Origin of the sequence: Thiococcus pfennigii (assembly GCF_016583835.1) — a bacterium.
Lineage (GTDB): Bacteria > Pseudomonadota > Gammaproteobacteria > Chromatiales > Chromatiaceae > Thiococcus > Thiococcus pfennigii.
Genome location: NZ_NRRW01000013.1, coordinates 18,768 through 36,120, shown reverse-complemented (window position 1 = coordinate 36,120; position 17,353 = coordinate 18,768). Strand labels below are relative to the sequence as shown.

Sequence of the window (17,353 nt, the reverse complement as noted above, 5' to 3'; positions counted from 1 at the left end):
GGATGGATACCTTTTGCTTCGACGAAAAATACCTGTCCCAGATCCCGGCCATCCAGGTCCTGGTGAACCTGGGCTATCAGTACCTGACGCCCGCCGAGGCGCTGGCTGCCCGGGGCGGCAGGGCGGGCAACCTGCTGCTGGAAGAAATCCTGCGCGAGCAGTTGAAGCGGCTGAACCGCATCCATCACAAGGGCGGCAGCTGGCTCTTCAGCGAGGAGAACCTCCAGAGCGCCATCCAGCGGCTGAAGAACCTGAAGTACGACGGCCTGCTCAAGACCAACGAGGCGGTGTACGACCTGCTGACGCTGGGGGTGGCGCTGGAGCAGTCCATCGAGGGCGATCTGAAGAGCTTCACGCTGAGCTACGTGGACTGGCGCAACCCGGCCAACAACGTCTATCACATCGCCGCCGAGTTCGCGGTGGAGCGTACCCGCAGCGTCGAGACCTGCCGGCCCGACATCGTACTGTTCGTCAATGGCATCCCCTTGGCGGTGATCGAGTGCAAGTCGCCCGGGGTCGAGGTGGGCCAGGCGATCTCGCAGATGATCCGCAACCAGCGCGATGAGTACATCCCGCGCCTGTTCACCTATGCGCAGACGGTGCTGGCGGTGAACAAGAACGAGGCCCGCTACGCCGCCACCGGCACGCCGGCCAAGTTCTGGTCGAAGTGGAAGGAGGCCGTGGCGGACGCCGAACTCGCGCCCTTGCTGGAACGCCCGCTGCCGGACACGGTGAAGGTCTCGCTGTTCGATCTGGCCTTTGCCGGGCTGGGCATCGGTGATGAGGCCGGGGCCTATCCGACCCACCGGATGCCGACCGACCAGGACCGGGCGCTCTACGCCCTGTGCCGGCCGGAACGCCTGCTGGAGATGGCCTGGGCCTTCACGGTCTTCGACGGTGGCGTGCGCAAGATCGCGCGCTATCAGCAGGTCTTCGCGATTCAGGAGGTGCTGCGTCGGGTCCGCCAGACGGACGACGCTGGCAAGCGTCGCGGCGGCATCGTCTGGCACACCCAGGGTTCGGGCAAGTCGCTGACCATGGTGATGCTGGCCCGCGCGCTCGCACTGGAGCCGACGATCCGCAACCCGCGCATCCTGTTGGTGACGGACCGGGTGGATCTGGACAAGCAGCTCGGCAACACCTTCGCCGCCTGCGGCCTCTCGCCCGAGCGGGCCGAGAGCGGCCGCCACCTGGTGGAGCTGGTGGCCGACGGCAAGGCGCACATCGTCACCACGCTGGTCCACAAGTTCGACAAGGCGCTGGCCCATAAGCGATTCAGCGATCCCTCTCCGGACATCTTCGTGCTGGTGGACGAGACCCAGCGCACCCAGTTGGGCGGCTATTCGGCGCGGATGCGCCAGATGTTCCCCAACGCCTGTTACATCGGCTTCACCGGCACGCCGCTCTTGACCCGCGAGAAGAGCGACGTGGCCAAGTTCGGGGGCGTCATCCACACCTATGCCATCGACCAGGCGGTGGCCGACGGCGCCATCGTGCCGCTGCTCTACGAAGGGCGCATGGTGGAGCTGGAGCAGAATCAGGCGGCCATCGACATCTGGTTCGAGCGCCACACCCAGGGCCTGACCGACCAACAGAAGGCGGACCTCAAGAAGAAGTACGCCCGTGCCGAGATGCTGAACAAGGCCGAGCAGGTGATCTACATGCGCGCCTTCGACATCAGCGAGCACTACCGGCAGAACTGGCAGGGCACCGGCTTCAAGGCGCAGCTGGTGGCACCCAACAAGGCCGCCGCGCTGCGCTACAAGGCCTTTCTGGACGAGCTGGGCGCGGTCTCCAGCGAGGTGATCATCTCGCCGCCCGACGAGCGCGAAGGCTTCGATGAGGTCGACGCCGAGGAATCCACCGATGCGGTGGTGGCCTTCTGGCAACGCATGATGAAGCGCTACGGCTCGGAGGACGACTACAACAAGAATATCGTCAACGCCTTCAAGTTCGGTGACGAGCCGGAAGTCCTGATCGTCGTGGACAAGCTGCTGACCGGCTTCGATGCGCCGCGCAACACGGTGCTCTATCTCACGCGAAGGCTCAAGGATCACACGCTGCTTCAGGCCATCGCCCGGGTGAACCGCCTGTACGAGGACGAAACTGGCTGCCGGGTGAAGGACTTCGGCTACGTCATCGACTACGTGGGGGTACTGGGTGAGCTGGATCAGGCGCTGACCACCTACAGCGCCCTGGAAGGCTTCGAGGCGGCCGATCTCGCGGGCGCGCTGACCGCGATCCATGAAGAGACCCGGGCCCTGCCGCAGCGCCATGCCGAGCTGTGGGACCTGTTCAAGACGGTCAAGAACCGTCAGGACGAGGAGGCCTTCGAGCAGTTGCTGGCCGACGAGAAGCTGCGCGCCGATTTCTACGAACGGCTGTCGGCCTATGCCAAGACCCTGGCGATTGCGCTCTCCAGCGAACGCTTCATCACCGAGACGCCCGAGCCGAAGCTGCGCGCCTACAAGGGCGACCTGAAACGCTTCGTCAACCTGAAGGCAGCGGTGAAGCTGCGCTATGCGGAATCCGTGGATTACCGCGATTTCGAGCCGCGCATCCAGAAGCTGCTCGACACGCACATCTCGGCCTCCGAGGTGGTGCGGTTGAACGCGCCGGTGAACATCTTCGACGAGGCCGCGTTCCGGAAAGTGGTCGAGGAGCAGGCCGCGGGCAGCGCAAAGAGACTGGGTGCCAAGGCGGACACGATCGCCCACGCCACCAAGCGCGCCATCACCGAACGGCTGGAGCAGGACCCGGCCTTCTACGCGAAATTCTCCAAGCTGATCCAGGAGGCGATCGACGACTACCGCGCCAGGCGCCTATCCGATCTGGAGTACCTGCGGCGCGTCACCGAGATCCGGGATGCCGTGGTCTCGCGCCAGGGCGATGACCTGCCGCCTGCGCTGAATGGCGACGCCGACGCGGCCGCCGTCTATGGGCTGTTGCGCCCCTTCGTCGAGAACCACCAGAGCGACGCCGGGCAGGCCCTGGCGACCGCCGCCGACGCGGCCATGGCGGTGTGGGACATCTTCCGGCGCAACCGCAAGGTGGGCTACTGGGATGACCTCGACGCCCAGCGCCGGACGATGAACGAGATCGACGACTACCTCTATGACGAGGTGAAGGGCGCGCGGGGTATCGCGCTCTCGACCGACGAAATGGACGAGATCATCGAAAAGACGATGCAGCTCGCCCGCCACCGGATGCCCGGGTGACGACCATGGTCGGTACCCTGAGCTACGGCACCGACAGGATCCGCTACGAGGTGCGCTTTCTGGCATCCCGGCGGACCCTGGCCATCGAGGTGCACCCCGACAGCCGCGTACTGGTGCGGGCGCCGGTCGGTTGCCCCGAGGCCCTGATCGCGGAACGGGTGCAGAGGCGGGCCCGCTGGATCAGCCGGCAACTGGCCGAGTTCGAGCGCTACCGGCCCCGCACCCCGGCACGGCAGTACGTCAACGGCGAATCGCATCTCTATCTCGGACGGCAGTACCGGCTGAAGCTGGTGCCGGGCGATGCGGTCAGTGTGAAACTCACGCGCGGCCAGCTTCTGGTCGCGCTGCCTGGGGAGCCGGAGGCTGAGCGCGTTAAGGCACTCCTGCACCGCTGGTACCTCGACCGCGCCCGGGTCACCTTCGGCGAGGTGCTGGACGCCAGCCTGTGCCACTTCAAGGGCGTGGAGCCGCCGCGCCTGATCGTGCGCGCCATGCAATCCCGCTGGGGCAGCCTGTCGCGCGCCGGCATTATGACGTTGAATGTCGATTTGGTGCGTGCTCCTCGTCCCTGCATCGAATACGTGGTTGTCCACGAGCTGTGCCACATCGAGCACCGCGACCACGATGCGCGTTTTTTCAAGCGGCTTGGGCAGTTGATGCCGGATTGGGAACGACGCAAGCAGCGGTTGGAAGCGGCGCTGCTGTGAGGAGGCGTCCAGAGACCGCAAGGGTAGGAGCCCGCTTGCGGGCGATCGGCGTTGTCGGCAGTTGCAGTGCGCCGGCGAGCCGCTCCCGCGCGAGGTCACCTCGGGACTGGCGCGGGTTCTGACGCTCGGCGGCGCCGGTTCAGAGCCACCGGGCCAGGTAGTGCGCGACCGCCTCGTCGGCGTGCGAGCCGATGACCTCCAGATCCGGCAGGGCCGCGCGCAGTTCCGGTGCCGCGTTGGCCATCAGCACCCCCTTGCCCGCGCCGCGCAGCATCTCCAGATCGTTGGGGGCGTCGCCGAAGGCGATGACCTCCTCGGGCCGCAGCCCGAGGGCCTTGCGCACCCGCCCCAGGGCCTCGCCCTTCGAGACGCCCCGGGCCATGACCTCGAGGATCATCGGCAGCGAAAAGGTGGTCGTCACGCGCGCGCCGTGACGCGCCAGGATCTCGGGCTCCAGGGCCGCGAGCCGTGCCGGATCCGGGTGGTGGTAGAAGACCTTGAGCACGGGGGTGGCGTCCAGCGCCCGGAAGTCGACGACCCGGTAGGCGAACCCCGAGTCGCGGTGGAAGCGCAGCAGCGCGGGCCTGGCCTCCTCGACCAGCCAGTCGTGCTGGCGGTAGACATTGATGTGGACGCCGTCGAAGCGGGGGCCGTGCAGCAGGTCGCTCAGGGACTCGGGCGGCAGGGGCCGGCAGTGGAGCGGCCTGGCCGATCGGTCGTGGACGGCCGCGCCGTTGCTGGAGATCAGGTAGGGGCGGTGCGACAGGAGCTCGGAGAGCCGGTGGACATCGACGAAGTGCCGCCCGGTGGCGAACGCCAGGTGGATGCCCCGCGCGAGCAGGGCATCGAGCACCTGGCGCGTGTAACCCCCGAGGCGATGCTCGGCGTCGAGCAGGGTGCCGTCGAGGTCGCAGACGACGAGTTTGTACATCGGCGATGCCGTCGGGGCCGACAACGGGGTGGTGTCGAGGCGGTGGCGCCGGCCCTGAACCCTCGCACGCGCGGCGGTGGCGGTGCACCCCTGGTGCCGTCTCCGCCCGGTCCGGCGCGCGCCGTCCGGGATTGGCGGCGCCGACCTCGCGGTCATGCCGTTAGGCGATTGCCGGAAACAAACCGACCGGATGACGCCGGACTTTCGTTTGTCTTCAAGGAGCGAGCGCAGGAGCATAGCCCAGCTATGTGAGTGCGCTCGCGACACAGAAGGCGGGCGAAAAGACAAGCCAGACGGTATGTTCGTTGACAGAAATCGCCTTAGGGCGCGCACCGAAGGCGCGGCCGCTCGGCCCGCCCGATGGCGCCCCGGGGTCAGGCCGCGCCGGTGATGCGCTCGAACTTGGCGCGCAGCTCCGCTTCGGACTCCTCGTGGTTCGGGTCCTTGATGATGCAGTCGACCGGGCAGACCTCGACACACTGGGAGGTCTCGTAGTGGCCGACGCACTCGGTGCACAGTGCCGGGTCGATGACGTAGGTCGCATCGCCCTGCGAGATGGCGCCGTTCGGGCATTCCGGTTCGCACACGTCGCAGTTGATGCATTCGTCGGTGATGATGAGTGCCATGGTATTGCTCCTAGGTTACAGCAGGGCTGGACGTTGGTGATGACGGGTTTGGCCTGACCTTCAGCCAAACCGCTCCTTCAATGCCGCCACGACCTGTGGCGAGACGAACGCCGAGACATCGCCGTGCAGGCGGGCGATCTCCCGAACGAGAGAGGACGAGATATAGGAATAGGTCTCCGCCGGCGTCAGGAAAAGGGTCTCGATGTCCGGCGCCATGCGCCGATTCATCCCGGCGAGCTGGAACTCGTACTCGAAGTCCGACACCGCGCGCAGCCCGCGCATGATGACCCGCACTTGCAACATCCGGGCGAACTCGACGAGCAGGCCGGAGAAGGCGACCACCTCGACATTGTCGATGTGCTCGACCGACGCGCGCACGAGCGCGACCCGCTCCTCCGAGGAGAAGGTCGTGACCTTTCCGGTATCCTGGGCGACCGCCACGACGACCCGATCGAACAGCCGCGCGGCTCGACTGATGAGATCCGTGTGCCCGTTGGTGACGGGGTCGAACGACCCTGGATAGACGACGCTACGCATTGGCTGCTGGCTCATTGAGGGCGCGATGATACCACGCGACGCAGGTCGATAAGGTACCTTGAAAAATCCGCATTCCCTCGGTGGGGGAATCCCCGGTCAGCCCGCGGGCGGCACGTCGTACATGGCCAGTCCGAAGGCGACATCCCCGGCTCGGCCCTCGCGGACCAGCGCCCAGTCGGCGGGCAGCGGCGGCAGGCCGTCCGCGGCCGCCGCCTCGAGGTAGACCTGGGCGCCGGCGGCGAGCCAGCCGCCGGCGGCGAGTCGCGCGCACGCCGGTCCCAGCAGACCGGCGGCGAAGGGCGGGTCGAGGAAGACGATGTCGAAGGCCTGCGGCGTGCCCTCGAGCCAGCGTAGCGCCTCGGCGCGTCGCACCTCGACCCCGGTCAGCTGCCAGTCGCGCACCGTCGTGCGCAGCGCGCGCACGACCGACTCGACCCGCTCGATCAGGACCACGTGGGCGGCCCCGCGCGAGCGGGCCTCCAGGCCCAGCGCGCCGCTGCCGGCGAAGAGGTCCAGGCAGCGACTGCCGGCGATGACCGGCTGCAGCCAGTTGAACAGGGTCTCGCGCACGCGGTCCGGGGTCGGGCGCAGGCCGAGTTGCCTGGGGACCGGGAGCCGCCGGCCGCGTAGCTCGCCACCGACAATGCGCAGCCCCCCGCTAGCCATCGGCCGGTGTCACCCCCGGATCGGCGGCCGGGTTCGGGGTGGGGCCGACCGTGACGACGGCGAGTCGCTCGGGGTCGATGCGGCGCCCGAAGGCGTCGCGGATCTGCTCGGCGGTCACGGCCGAGATCCGGTCGTTGAAGCGCTCGAGGTGGTCGAGCGGCAGGTCGTAGAAGCCGATCACGGCCAGGTATTGGACGATGCTGCCGTTGCTCGCGATACGCAGCGGGAAGCCGCCGGTGATGTTCTTCACGGCCGCCGTCAACTCCTCGTCGCTCGGCCCCTCGGCGATGAAGCGCCCCAGGGTCTCGCGCAACACGGCTTGGGCCTCGGTCGCCTGCTCGGCCTTGGTCTGGAGCCCCATCAGGAACGGGCCGCGCTCGGCGAGCGGCAGGAAGTAGCTGTAGACGCTGTAGGAGAGACCGCGTTTCTCGCGGACCTCCTCGGCGAGCAGCGACACCAGGCCGCTGCCGCCGAGGATGTGGTTGCCGACGTAGAGGGGGAAATAGTCCGGGTCGCCGCGGCGCATGCCCGGCTGGCCGACGTAGACGTGGGTCTGGCTGGACGGGAAGGGGATCGCCTGGACCGCTGCGCCGGCCGGATCGGCGACCGGCGGCAGCGCCGGGGCCGCCTCGCCGCGCGGCAGTCCGGCCGCCAGGCGGGTCGCCAGCGCCTCGGCCTGGTCGCGCTCGAGCGCCCCGACGATCGCGACGACGGCATTATCCGCCGTGTACCAGCGGCGGTGGAAGGCGACGAGATCCTCGCGGGTCAGCGCCGCGACCGCTGCCGGCGTGCCGCTCGGGTCGGCGGCGTAGGGGTGGTCGCCGTAGATCTGACGATAGATGGCCTTCTCGCCGACCGTGCCTGGGTCCTGCTCGTCGCGGCGCAGCCCGATCAGCCGGTTCTCGCGCAGGCGGGCCAGATCGGCCTCGGCGAAGGTCGGTTCGGCGAGGACCTCGGTCATCGTCTCGACGAGCCGACCATAGGCCGGCTCGCTCGTCAGGCTGCGCCCGGCGACCGAGGCCATGTCCCGGTCGACGCCCGTGCTCAGCGAGGCGCCGACATCGTCGAGCCGCTCGGCGATCGCATCGGCGTCCCAGTCGCCGGCCCCTTGGGTCAGCATCGCGGCGGTCAGCGAGGCGAGGCCGGGCCGGGCGCCGTCGCGGCTGGCGCCGGCGGCGAAGACGACCCGCACGTCGACCATCGGCAGGGCCGGCGCGGCGACGAACAGGACGCGGGCGCCGTTGGGGGTCTCCCAGGTCTCGATCGCCGGCGTCGCCCGGGCGGCCGACAGCGGCAGCCAGAGGAGCAGCGCGAGCAGGACGAGGCGGGACTTAGCGGACATGCGGGTGGCCTCCTGCGATGCTGTGCGACGGCCGGTCCTCGATGGGCTGGGGGTCGAGCACGGCGACGGTCAGGTTCTCCGGGACCAGGTACTTGCGGGCGACGGCCTGGATCTGCTCGGGGGTGACGGCCGCGAGTCGCTCCAGGTACTCGTCGATGAGTCGCCAGCCGAGGCCCAGGGTCTCGAGCTTGCCGATCTCCATCCCTTGATAGAAGACCGAATCGAGCTTGAAGACCTTGTCCGCGACGAGCTGGTTGCGGATCCGCGCGAGTTCCCCTTCGCCGACCGGCTCGTCGCGCAGCCGCGCGATCTGGGCGCGCAGGCCACGCTCGAGCTCCGCGACGTCGTGGCCGTTGGCCGGGACCCCATCGAGCAGCAGCATCCCCGGCAGCCGCGAGAAGGCGCTGTAGCCGGCCCCGGCCGAGGCGGCGATCTCCTGGCCGCGCACCAGCTCGCGCCGGATCCGGGCGCTCGCGCCGCCATCGAGCACCGAGGCCAGCATCTCCAGCGCATAGGGTTCCCAGGTGGCGTCGGCATGGCCGACGGCGGTCGCCTTGTAGCCCATCAGCAGGTAGGGCTCCTTGGCCGGGGCCTTGACCTGGACGCGCTTCTCCCCGTACTGCGGCGGCTCGCCGCGTGGCCGGGGTGCGACCACGGTCTCCGCCTCGAGCGGCCCGAAGTGACGCTCGGCGAGGGCGAAGACCGCCTCGGGATCGACGTCGCCGACGACGACCAGGGTCGCGTTGTTCGGTGCGTACCACTGGCGGTACCAGTCGCGCAGGTCGGCGACCGTCAGGTTGGCGATGTCGTCGCCCCAGCCGATCACCGGGTTGCGGTAGGGCGAGGCGGCGTAGGCGACGGCGTTGAAGACCTCGAAGGTCAAGGACTCGGGGTCGTCCTCGGTGCGCAGGCGTCGCTCCTCCTTGATGACCTCCAGCTCCTTGGCGAACTCCTCCGCCGGCAGGGCCAGGTGGCGCATCCGATCGGCCTCCAGCTCGAAGGCGATGGCCAAGCGGTCGTTGGCGAGGTTCTGGTAGTAGGCCGTGTAGTCGCGACTCGTGAAGGCGTTCTGCTCGCCGCCGTTCTCGGCGACGATGCGCGAGAACTCGCCCGGGGCGAGCTGCTCCGTGCCTTTGAACATCATGTGTTCGAGGGCGTGGGAGATGCCGGTCGTGCCGCCCTGTTCGTAGCTCGAGCCGACCCCGTACCAGACCTGGGAGGTGACGATCGGGGCGCGATGGTCCTCCTTGACGATCACCTTGAGACCGTTATCGAGCTCCCGCTCGTGCACGGGCCCGTCGGCCCAGGACAGCGGCGGGATCAGCAACAGCGCCGAAAGCAGCCAAACTCTCTTCATCACGGCTCCGCATCGGGTGGGTTGACAGGGGGGCCGGCGCCGCGGCGCGCGGGATCCGACAGAGGCCCGGGGCTTTTGGTAGCATTGCCGCAGCGACGGGGCTCGGCTCCGCCCGCGCCCTGGCGATGGGCGGCCCTTCCTCGAAAGACACCCTCAGTGGACCGACGCCGCCCGCTTCGGTTCCCCAACCAGCGACAGAGATTAAGGGTTCATGTTCGGATTCGGCAAAAAGAGGCGCGCGACCCCCCCAACGACGAGCGAGGCGGCCAGCACGGTCGAGCGCGAGGCGCCGGCCGACGCGGCCCGGGCGCCGAGCGGACCGCTGCCGAGCGAACCACGGCCGAGCGAGGCGCCCCAGGGCGAGCCGCCTGAGGCCGAAGGGCGGGGCAAAACCCCCCGGCCGCGGTTGTTTTCACGCCTGAAGGAGCGACTGACCCGCACCCGGACCAACCTCGGCGAGGGGCTCGGCAACCTCGTGCGCGGGCGCCAGCGCATCGACGACGAGATGATCGAGGAGCTGGAGACCCTGCTCCTGATGGCCGACGTCGGCGTCGAGGCCACGACCCGCATCATCCGCGACCTGAGCCTGCGGGTCGCGCGGCGCGAGCTCATCGAGCCGGCCGACCTCGTTGCGGCCCTGCGAGACGCGTTGCGCGCGATCCTCGTGCGCTGCACGACCGAGGTCCGCCAGCCGGCCCCCGGCCGGCCGCAGGTCATCCTGATGGTCGGCGTGAACGGCGCCGGCAAGACGACGACGATCGGCAAGCTGGCGCGCCGCCTCCAGGGCGAGGGCAACCGCGTCATGCTCGCCGCCGGGGACACCTTCCGCGCGGCCGCGGTCGAGCAGCTCCAGGTCTGGGGCGAGCGTAACCGGATCCAGGTCGTCGCCCAGCACCCGGGCGCCGATCCGGCCTCGGTGATCTTCGATGCCCTTCAGGCCGCGACGGCACGCGAAGTCGATGTCCTGATCGCCGACACCGCCGGGCGCCTGCACACCAAGAGCAACCTGATGGAGGAGCTCGCGAAGATCGCCCGGGTGATGAAGAAGATCGACTCCGAGGCGCCGCACGAGGTGATGCTCGTCGTCGACGCGACGACCGGCCAGAACGCGCTGAACCAGGCGGTGCAGTTCCATGCCGCGGTCGGCCTGACCGGCATCACGCTGACCAAGCTCGACGGCACGGCCAAGGGCGGCATCCTGTTCGCGATCGCCGAGCGGCTAGCGGTGCCGATCCGCTTCGTCGGCGTCGGCGAGACCATCGAGGATCTGCGGCCGTTCGACCCCGACGAGCTGATCGACGCGCTGCTCTCGTCCGAGCCGGGGGGGCCGTGATCCGCTTCGAGCATGTCACGAAGCGTTATCCGGCGCGTGGCGACGCGCTGCGCGACGTCAACTTCGCGCTGGCGCCGGGCGAGATGGTCTTCCTGACCGGCCACTCCGGGGCCGGCAAGAGTACGGTGTTGAAGCTGATCGGGCTCCTCGAGCGCCCGACCCGCGGCCAGATCCGGGTCGCCGGCCGCGACCTCGCGCGGCTGCCGGCCCGGCGCATCCCCTATCACAGGCGCGAGGTCGGGATGGTCTTTCAGGACCACCGCCTGCTCGTCGACCGCACCGTCCTCGACAACGTATCGTTGCCGCTCGTCGCCGCCGGGCTCGGCCCCGAGGAGGTCGCCCGCCGCGCCCGGGCGGCGTTGAAGCAGGTCGGCCTGCTGCGCCACGAGGCGGCCTGCCCGGTGGCCCTCTCGAGCGGTGAGCAGCAGCGGGTTGGCATCGCCCGCGCGATCGTCGGCCGCCCGCCACTGCTGCTCGCCGACGAGCCGACCGGCAACCTGGATCCGGACCTGTCCTGGGAGATCATGGATCTGTTCGCGCGCTTCAACCAGGTCGGCGTGACCCTCCTGATCGCGACCCACGACATTGCGCTGATCCGCTCGCTGCCGTACCGGACCCTGACCCTGAGCGACGGTCGCCTCGTCAGCGACGCACCGCCGAGGCGCCGGCGATGACCGGTCGTCGCCGCCGCACCGCGCGGCTCCACGAGCTGCCCAAGGTCTGGCTCCGCCATCAGGCCCAGAACGCCCTCGCGGCCCTCGGGCGACTGCTGCGCACGCCGCTGCCGACGCTGATGACGGTGGCGATGCTCGGTGTCGCGATCGCGCTGCCCGGCGGGCTCTTCGTCGTGACCATCAACATCAAGGCCCTGGCCGTCGGCTGGGAACGCGATGCCGCCCTGTCGGTGTTCCTCGTGCCGAGCGTCGTCGAGGCCGACGCCGAGCGGCTCGCGGCGCGACTGCGCGAGCGGCGCGACGTCGCCGAGGTCCGCGTCATCGGCCGGGACGAGGCGCTGGCGGAGTTTCGCGCCTACAGTGGCCTGGAGGACGTGCTGGCGGGCCTGCCGGGCAATCCGCTACCGGTCGTCCTCTCGATCGTCCCGCCCCCGGCGGCCGGCGACGCGGCCGCGCTGGAGGGGCTCGCCGCCGCCCTCGAGCGCTTGCCGGAGACGGATCTGGTCCGGCACGATGCCGACTGGGTGCACCGCTTCCAGGCCCTGGTCGAGCTGGCCCAGCGCGGGGTGAGCATCCTCGCCTCCGTCCTCGGCCTCGCGCTGCTGCTGATCGTCGGCAACACGATCCGCCTCGAGATCGAGAACCGCCGCGACGAGATCCGCATCCAGGAGCTCGTCGGGGCCACCAATGCCTTCATCCGCCGGCCCTTCGTCTACGCCGGCCTCTGGTACGGCCTGCTCGGCGGGCTGGTCGCCTGCCTGTTGGTCATCGTCGGTCTGCTGCTGATCCAGGCGCCGGTCTCGCGCGTCGCGAGCCTCTACCAGGCCGATTTTCCGCTGATCGGCCTGAGCCTGCCGGTCCTCGCGGCCATGCTCGGTATCGGCACCCTGCTCGGCTACCTCGGCAGTTGGCTGGCCGTGAGCTGGCACCTGCGCGCCTCCAAGCCCGAATAGCTCGCTCGGGCCCCGGCCCCGCTCGGCGCCGAGCAGGGCGGCATCTCCCTTGCTACATTTTCAGTAGGAACTTCGTGCCGATCCGCTCCGTCAAAAAAACCGTGATCTGGGTATTGGCAAAAGTCCGAGCTTGGTGCTAGGCTATTTCCCAGACCAAATTACTAGGGGATAGGACCATGAACAGAGATTTCGCGCTCCTCCCGTCCGGCAGCATCGAGACCTACATCAGCGGTGCGTATCAGATCCCGGTGCTCTCGCCCGAGGAAGAGCGGACCCTGGCCCTGCGGCTGCGGGACGACAACGACAGCGAGGCGGCGCGTCGCCTGGTGCTCTCGCACCTGCGCTTCGTGATCCGGATCGCGCGCGGCTATCTCGGTTACGGCCTGCCCCTGCCCGACCTGATCCAGGAGGGCACCGTGGGCCTGATGAAGGCCGTGCGGCGCTTCGAGCCGGATATGGGGGTGCGGCTGGTGTCGTTCGCCGTGCACTGGATCCGCGCCGAGATCCACGAGTACATCCTGCGCAATTGGCGGATCGTCAAGGTCGCGACGACCAAGGCCCAGCGCAAGCTGTTCTTCAACCTGCGCAGCGCGAAGAAGCGGCTCGGCTGGTTCTCGCGGGAAGAGGTCGAGGAGGTCGCCCGCGATCTGGGCGTGAAGCCCGAGACGGTGCTGGAGATGGAATCGCGGCTGGCGAACCAGGACCTCGCCTTCGACGGCGACGACTCCGACGACGACGAGGGTCCTGCCGCCCCGGCGACCTATCTGCCGGACAGTCGAATGGAACCGGCGGCCGCCCTGGAGCGCGAGGACACGGAGCAGGACCAGCGCGAGCGGCTCTACGCGGCGCTGGCCGGCCTCGACGAGCGCAGCAAGACCATCCTGGCGGCCCGTTGGCTCGGCGAGAAGAAGCAGACGCTGCACGAACTGGCCCAGCAGTTCGACGTCTCGGCCGAGCGCATCCGCCAGATCGAGAAGAACGCGATGAAGAAGCTGCGCGTGCAGCTCGAGGCCTGATCCCCCGACGCCCGGGTCGCCCGGGCGCCGCATCGACCTGACCGAACGACCCGCCACGAGGCGGGTCGTCGCATTCCGGCGCCTTGAAACACTCAAGGTGCTCCCGCGGTGCAAGGGGCCCCGCCATGTTCAGTCGCCTAAGGGTCGATTAAAAAACGACCGGCGCATCTTCGCTTAAACTACGAAACACGCGAAACTCGCGCAAAGCAGAGCATTGGCGGGAGAAGGCGCCATTTTTTCGCGACTTTCGAGCATTTCGTAGTTTCTTGTCTTCCGCGTGCCTGCATCGGTTGTTTCCGCGCCGTTCCGAAACGACTGCACAGGTCCCGATTTGGGGGCCTGTCGAGCGGCTTGGGCGGTGTTCAGGCGTGGTAGGCGGGGCTCAGCTCGTGGACCGCGGCGATCATGGCCGCGGCGTGCTCGGGATCGACGTCCGGCGTGATCCCGTGGCCCAGGTTGAAGACGTGGCCGTGGCCGCGCCCATAGCTCTCCAGGACCCGGGCGACCTCGGCGCGGATGCGCTCGGGCGAGGCGTAGAGGACGCAGGGGTCGAGGTTGCCCTGGAGCGCGACGCGATCCCCGACCAGGCGGCGGGCGTCGGCCAGGTCGGTGGTCCAGTCGACGCCGAGGGCGTCGCAGCCGGTCGCGGCCATGCGATCGAGCCACTGGCCGCCGTTCTTCGTGAAGAGGATGACGGGCACGCGCCGACCCTCGGCCTCGCGGGTCAGGCCGGCGACGATGCGTTCCATGTAGCGCAGCGAGAACTCCTGGTAGCAGGCCGGCGCCAGCGCCCCGCCCCAGGTGTCGAAGACCATCGCCGCCTGGGCGCCGCGGGCGATCTGGGCGTTGAGGTAGACGATGACCGCATCGGCGACCTTGGCCAGCAGCGCGTGCAGCAGGTCGGGGCGGTCGTACATCATCGCCTTGATGCGCGAGAAGTTCTTCGCCCCGCCGCCCTCGACCATATAGGTCGCGAGCGTCCAGGGGCTGCCGGAGAAGCCGATCAGCGGCACCCGACCGCCGAGTTCGCGGCGGATCAGCGCCACGGCATCGACGACATAGCGCAGGTCCTGCTCCGGATCCGGGACGCCGAGCCGTTCGATATCAGCGGCGGTGCGCACCGGGCGCTCGAAGTGCGGCCCCTCGCCCTCGGCGAAATAGAGCCCGAGCCCCATCGCATCCGGGATCGTCAGGATGTCGGAGAAGAGGATCGCGGCATCGAGCGGAAAGCGCTCGAGAGGCTGCAGCGTGACCTCGCAGGCGAGCTCCGGCGCCATGCAGAGCTGCATGAAGCTGCCGGCGCGGGCGCGGGTCGCGCGGTACTCGGGCAGGTAGCGCCCGGCCTGGCGCATCATCCAGACGGGGGTGTAGTCGACGGGCTCACGCAGCAGGGCGCGCAGAAAGGTATCGTTTTTCAGTTCAGTCACGAGGTCGAGGCTTCCGGTTGGTGGGTGTGATCAGGTGCCGAAGCAGGTCCATGGCCGGGGATTCTACAACGCGCGTGCCCACCGAGGGCACCCGTTGGCGCCTTGCCCGGTCCTCCAAATCCTTTGTGGTGCATCCGCTTGCGGCCGGCGCGTGGCCTGCGGGGGGCATGACGCCGCTGGGGCCGTAGGCCGGGCTGGCCCCTCGGGGCGTAACGCGACGGCCGGCGACGCGGGCGCCAGCGAGGCCGCTGTCGGGTGACGGCGCGCGCCGGGCCGTTCCTTCTCGGCGCCTTTGCGTCTCTGCGCGAGATCTATTTTTCGGGTGCGCGGCCGTCGGGTTAGAACATAGGGCGGGAAAGCGCAGCGCATCCCGCCGTGCACTCGGGGCGTAACCCGACGACCGCCAACGCCGTCCCCACCGAGGCCGCTGTCGGGTGACGGTGCGCGAAAGCCCTTCTTGCTCAGCGACCGCCGTGCCGGCGCGCCTCACCCGACAGGCCGTCCGATATTCGCCGGGTCCAATGTCGGGTTGGCCCCCGCGGCGTCGATCGCGATCGGGGCCGAGTCTGTGCCGCGCGTTCTCGCCTCGTTCCTCATCCCCACTGCGGGTCTTGAAAAACGATGACTCGGTCCCCAAGGCCGGCACCGTAGAGGCGAGGTCGATCCCGTATCCCGGCGGCCGGTCTCGCGCCTGCGTGCGCCGGGTCGGGCGGCCATCGCCCGGGAGGTGACCACAGCGATCGCGAGACATCTTCGCTGTTGCAGTGACTTTGAACCTAAGAGCGGCCGTTGGGCGGTGCCCGAGGTGTGCCGCGCGCGACCTGCATCGGGCGCCGTGGCGGCCTTCATCGAGGGGGTGAGCAGGGCCCACGTATAGCCTCTTCACGATTTCAACAACTTCCATCCCTGAGGACGCGGTCAACGGACGTTCTTGGGTTGAATCGCTGGCGAAGCGGGCGACTGCCGTTTCCGGGTTCAAGGCGCCCGTGAATCCTTGGCACTGAAGTGGAGGTTCTTCATGTTCGGTTACCTGAGCAGCTTCGAGAACGACCTGTTCGGCCAGCTCGAGCGGATGCGTCGGGAGATGGATGCGCTCTTCAGCGGCCCCCCCGGCCCGATGGGGATCCGGTCGGTGACGTCCGGGACCTATCCGGCGATCAACGTCGGTGCCGCCTCGGATCGGGTCGACGTCTATCTCTTCGCCGCTGGCGTCGACCCCCGGAGCTTGGACATCTCGCTTCAGCAGCATCTGCTGAGCATCGCGGGGGAGCGCCCGGCCGAGGCGCCGGCCGAGGCCCAGTTCTACCGGCGCGAACGCTTCGCCGGTGACTTTCGGCGGGTGATCTCGCTGCCCGAGGACGTGGACCCCGACAGGGTCGAGGCCCGCTACCGAGATGGCGTGCTGCACATCACCGTGGCGCGTCGCGAGGAGGTCAAGCCGCGGCAGATCCAGGTCGAATAGTGAGATCCGCCCCGGCGACGGGCCCTCTTCGCCCGTCGTGGAGCGGGATGGGCAATGGTTCACGAGCGCAATCGAGGAGCTTGCCGATGAACGAGAGCACCGCGATGAAGGGCCGGGAGGCCGGCGAGATGTCGAGCGCCGCCCCGAGCGAGGCGACCCTGCTGCCGCCAGTGGATATCTACGAGGATGCCGCCGGCATCACGATCAAGGCCGACCTGCCCGGGGTCTCGCGCGAGCGCCTGACGATCCAGGTCGACAAGGACACCTTGACGATCGAGGGCGAGGCGGCGATCGAGATGCCCGAGGGCATGCAGGCGCTCTACGCGGACCTGCGCAGCACCCGGTTCCGGCGCAGCTTCACGCTGAGCCCCGAGTTGGCCGCAGACAGGATCACTGCGCAGGTGAAGGACGGCGTCCTGACGCTGCAGGTCCCCAAGCGTGCCGAGGCGCGGCCGCGCAAGATCGAGATCAGCGTCGGCTGAGCCGCTCCGGCGCCGCTTCGGCCGTGTCGCATCGGCCGGAGCGGCGGGGATGCTGGGGTATTCAAGCTGGGAGGAATCCGTGATGTCGACAATGCAACAGATCCGTCGTGACATCGGCCATGCCTGGGAGGCCCTCTTCGAGGGCTGGCAGCGGCTCTATCGCCGCGCCACCGGGGCCATCACCCGCTTCACCCATGGCGGGCGGGAGGCGCCCGAGGTCAGCGCGGCCGAGGCCCGCGAGATGGCCGAGCGCAGCGCCGGCTGGGGCGTGCTCGCGGCCGAGGTCTTCGACGACGACGACAAGGTGGTCGTGCGCCTGGAGGTGCCCGGGATGGGCAAGGACGACTTCGATCTCCAGGTCATGGACGACTATCTGGTCGTGCGCGGCGAGAAGCGGCTCGATCGCGAGGAGACGATCGGGCGCTACCACATCACCGAATGCGCCTACGGCTGCTTCGAGCGCGCCATCCCGCTGCCCGAGGAGGTCGACAGCGAGAAGGCCAGCGCCGCCTACCGCGACGGCGTGCTGCGCGTCCAACTGCCGAAGACGGCCGCGCGACGGCGCGCGATCAAGGTCGAGGTGCAATAGGCGTCGTTCGCCGAAGGGGCCGCCCGCCGGGCC

The 17,353-nt window shown here is 69.0% G+C and carries 16 protein-coding genes; 9 read left to right on the top strand and 7 right to left on the bottom strand.

What is annotated here, in order from left to right:
• Positions 1 to 2 precede the first annotated feature (2 nt).
• Positions 3 to 3,218: a type I restriction endonuclease subunit R gene (locus CKO41_RS06465; RefSeq protein ID WP_200381605.1), complete on the top strand. Its 3,216-nt coding sequence runs from the start codon at positions 3 to 5 to the stop codon at positions 3,216 to 3,218.
• Positions 3,219 to 3,223: 5 nt separating this feature from the next.
• Positions 3,224 to 3,925: a M48 family metallopeptidase gene (locus tag CKO41_RS06460; RefSeq protein ID WP_200250349.1), complete on the top strand. Its 702-nt coding sequence runs from the start codon at positions 3,224 to 3,226 to the stop codon at positions 3,923 to 3,925.
• A 139-nt stretch (positions 3,926 to 4,064) separates the two neighbouring features.
• Here CKO41_RS06460 and CKO41_RS06455 read toward each other — a convergent pair whose 3' ends face one another.
• The 6 genes from CKO41_RS06455 to CKO41_RS06430 form a co-directional block, all read right to left on the bottom strand.
• On the bottom strand, positions 4,065 to 4,856 hold the full coding sequence (locus CKO41_RS06455; RefSeq protein WP_200381604.1) for a Cof-type HAD-IIB family hydrolase: 792 nt from the start codon (positions 4,854 to 4,856) through the stop codon (positions 4,065 to 4,067).
• Positions 4,857 to 5,230: 374 nt separating this feature from the next.
• A complete protein-coding gene (locus CKO41_RS06450; protein ID WP_200250323.1) occupies positions 5,231 to 5,482 on the bottom strand; it encodes a YfhL family 4Fe-4S dicluster ferredoxin in 252 nt (83 codons plus the stop codon).
• A 60-nt stretch (positions 5,483 to 5,542) separates the two neighbouring features.
• Complete coding sequence (gene coaD, locus CKO41_RS06445; protein WP_200250347.1) at positions 5,543 to 6,019, bottom strand: pantetheine-phosphate adenylyltransferase; 477 nt, start codon at positions 6,017 to 6,019, stop codon at positions 5,543 to 5,545.
• Between the two features lie 96 nt (positions 6,020 to 6,115).
• Positions 6,116 to 6,685 carry a 16S rRNA (guanine(966)-N(2))-methyltransferase RsmD gene (gene rsmD, locus CKO41_RS06440; protein ID WP_200381603.1) on the bottom strand — a complete coding sequence of 190 codons (570 nt, stop codon included), beginning with the start codon at positions 6,683 to 6,685 and terminating at the stop codon, positions 6,116 to 6,118.
• On the bottom strand, positions 6,678 to 8,027 hold the full coding sequence (locus CKO41_RS06435) for a M16 family metallopeptidase (protein ID WP_200381602.1): 1,350 nt from the start codon (positions 8,025 to 8,027) through the stop codon (positions 6,678 to 6,680). The genes rsmD and CKO41_RS06435 overlap by 8 nt, the downstream gene beginning before the upstream one ends.
• The gene (locus CKO41_RS06430) at positions 8,017 to 9,384 is read right to left on the bottom strand and encodes a M16 family metallopeptidase (RefSeq protein ID WP_200381601.1); all 1,368 of its coding nucleotides are present in this window, start codon (positions 9,382 to 9,384) and stop codon (positions 8,017 to 8,019) included. Before CKO41_RS06430 ends, CKO41_RS06435 begins: the two co-directional genes overlap by 11 nt.
• 211 nt (positions 9,385 to 9,595) lie before the next feature.
• Between CKO41_RS06430 and ftsY the strand changes: the two genes are divergently transcribed.
• The 4 genes from ftsY to rpoH all read left to right on the top strand — a co-directional run bounded on the left by ftsY (position 9,596) and on the right by rpoH (position 13,360).
• A complete protein-coding gene (ftsY, locus tag CKO41_RS06425) occupies positions 9,596 to 10,717 on the top strand; it encodes a signal recognition particle-docking protein FtsY (RefSeq protein WP_200250314.1) in 1,122 nt (373 codons plus the stop codon).
• The gene (ftsE, locus tag CKO41_RS06420) at positions 10,714 to 11,391 is read left to right on the top strand and encodes a cell division ATP-binding protein FtsE (protein WP_200250312.1); all 678 of its coding nucleotides are present in this window, start codon (positions 10,714 to 10,716) and stop codon (positions 11,389 to 11,391) included. Before ftsY ends, ftsE begins: the two co-directional genes overlap by 4 nt.
• Positions 11,388 to 12,344: a permease-like cell division protein FtsX gene (ftsX, locus tag CKO41_RS06415; protein ID WP_200381600.1), complete on the top strand. Its 957-nt coding sequence runs from the start codon at positions 11,388 to 11,390 to the stop codon at positions 12,342 to 12,344. The genes ftsE and ftsX overlap by 4 nt, the downstream gene beginning before the upstream one ends.
• Positions 12,345 to 12,520: 176 nt before the next feature.
• Positions 12,521 to 13,360 (top strand): RNA polymerase sigma factor RpoH, encoded by an 840-nt coding sequence (gene rpoH / locus CKO41_RS06410; RefSeq protein ID WP_200381599.1) that lies wholly within the window; start codon positions 12,521 to 12,523, stop codon positions 13,358 to 13,360.
• 362 nt (positions 13,361 to 13,722) lie between these two features.
• Here the strand turns inward: rpoH and hemE are convergent, their stop codons facing one another.
• The gene (gene hemE, locus CKO41_RS06405; protein ID WP_200253927.1) at positions 13,723 to 14,787 is read right to left on the bottom strand and encodes a uroporphyrinogen decarboxylase; all 1,065 of its coding nucleotides are present in this window, start codon (positions 14,785 to 14,787) and stop codon (positions 13,723 to 13,725) included.
• A 1,018-nt stretch (positions 14,788 to 15,805) separates the two neighbouring features.
• Here hemE and CKO41_RS06400 point away from each other — a divergent pair.
• The 3 genes from CKO41_RS06400 (at position 15,806) to CKO41_RS06390 (ending at position 17,320) form a co-directional block, all read left to right on the top strand.
• Positions 15,806 to 16,249 carry an Hsp20/alpha crystallin family protein gene (locus tag CKO41_RS06400; protein ID WP_200253925.1) on the top strand — a complete coding sequence of 148 codons (444 nt, stop codon included), beginning with the start codon at positions 15,806 to 15,808 and terminating at the stop codon, positions 16,247 to 16,249.
• Positions 16,250 to 16,335: 86 nt separating this feature from the next.
• The gene (locus tag CKO41_RS06395; protein ID WP_200253923.1) at positions 16,336 to 16,731 is read left to right on the top strand and encodes an Hsp20/alpha crystallin family protein; all 396 of its coding nucleotides are present in this window, start codon (positions 16,336 to 16,338) and stop codon (positions 16,729 to 16,731) included.
• Between the two features lie 82 nt (positions 16,732 to 16,813).
• Complete coding sequence (locus CKO41_RS06390) at positions 16,814 to 17,320, top strand: Hsp20/alpha crystallin family protein (RefSeq protein WP_200253921.1); 507 nt, start codon at positions 16,814 to 16,816, stop codon at positions 17,318 to 17,320.
• Positions 17,321 to 17,353 lie beyond the last annotated feature (33 nt).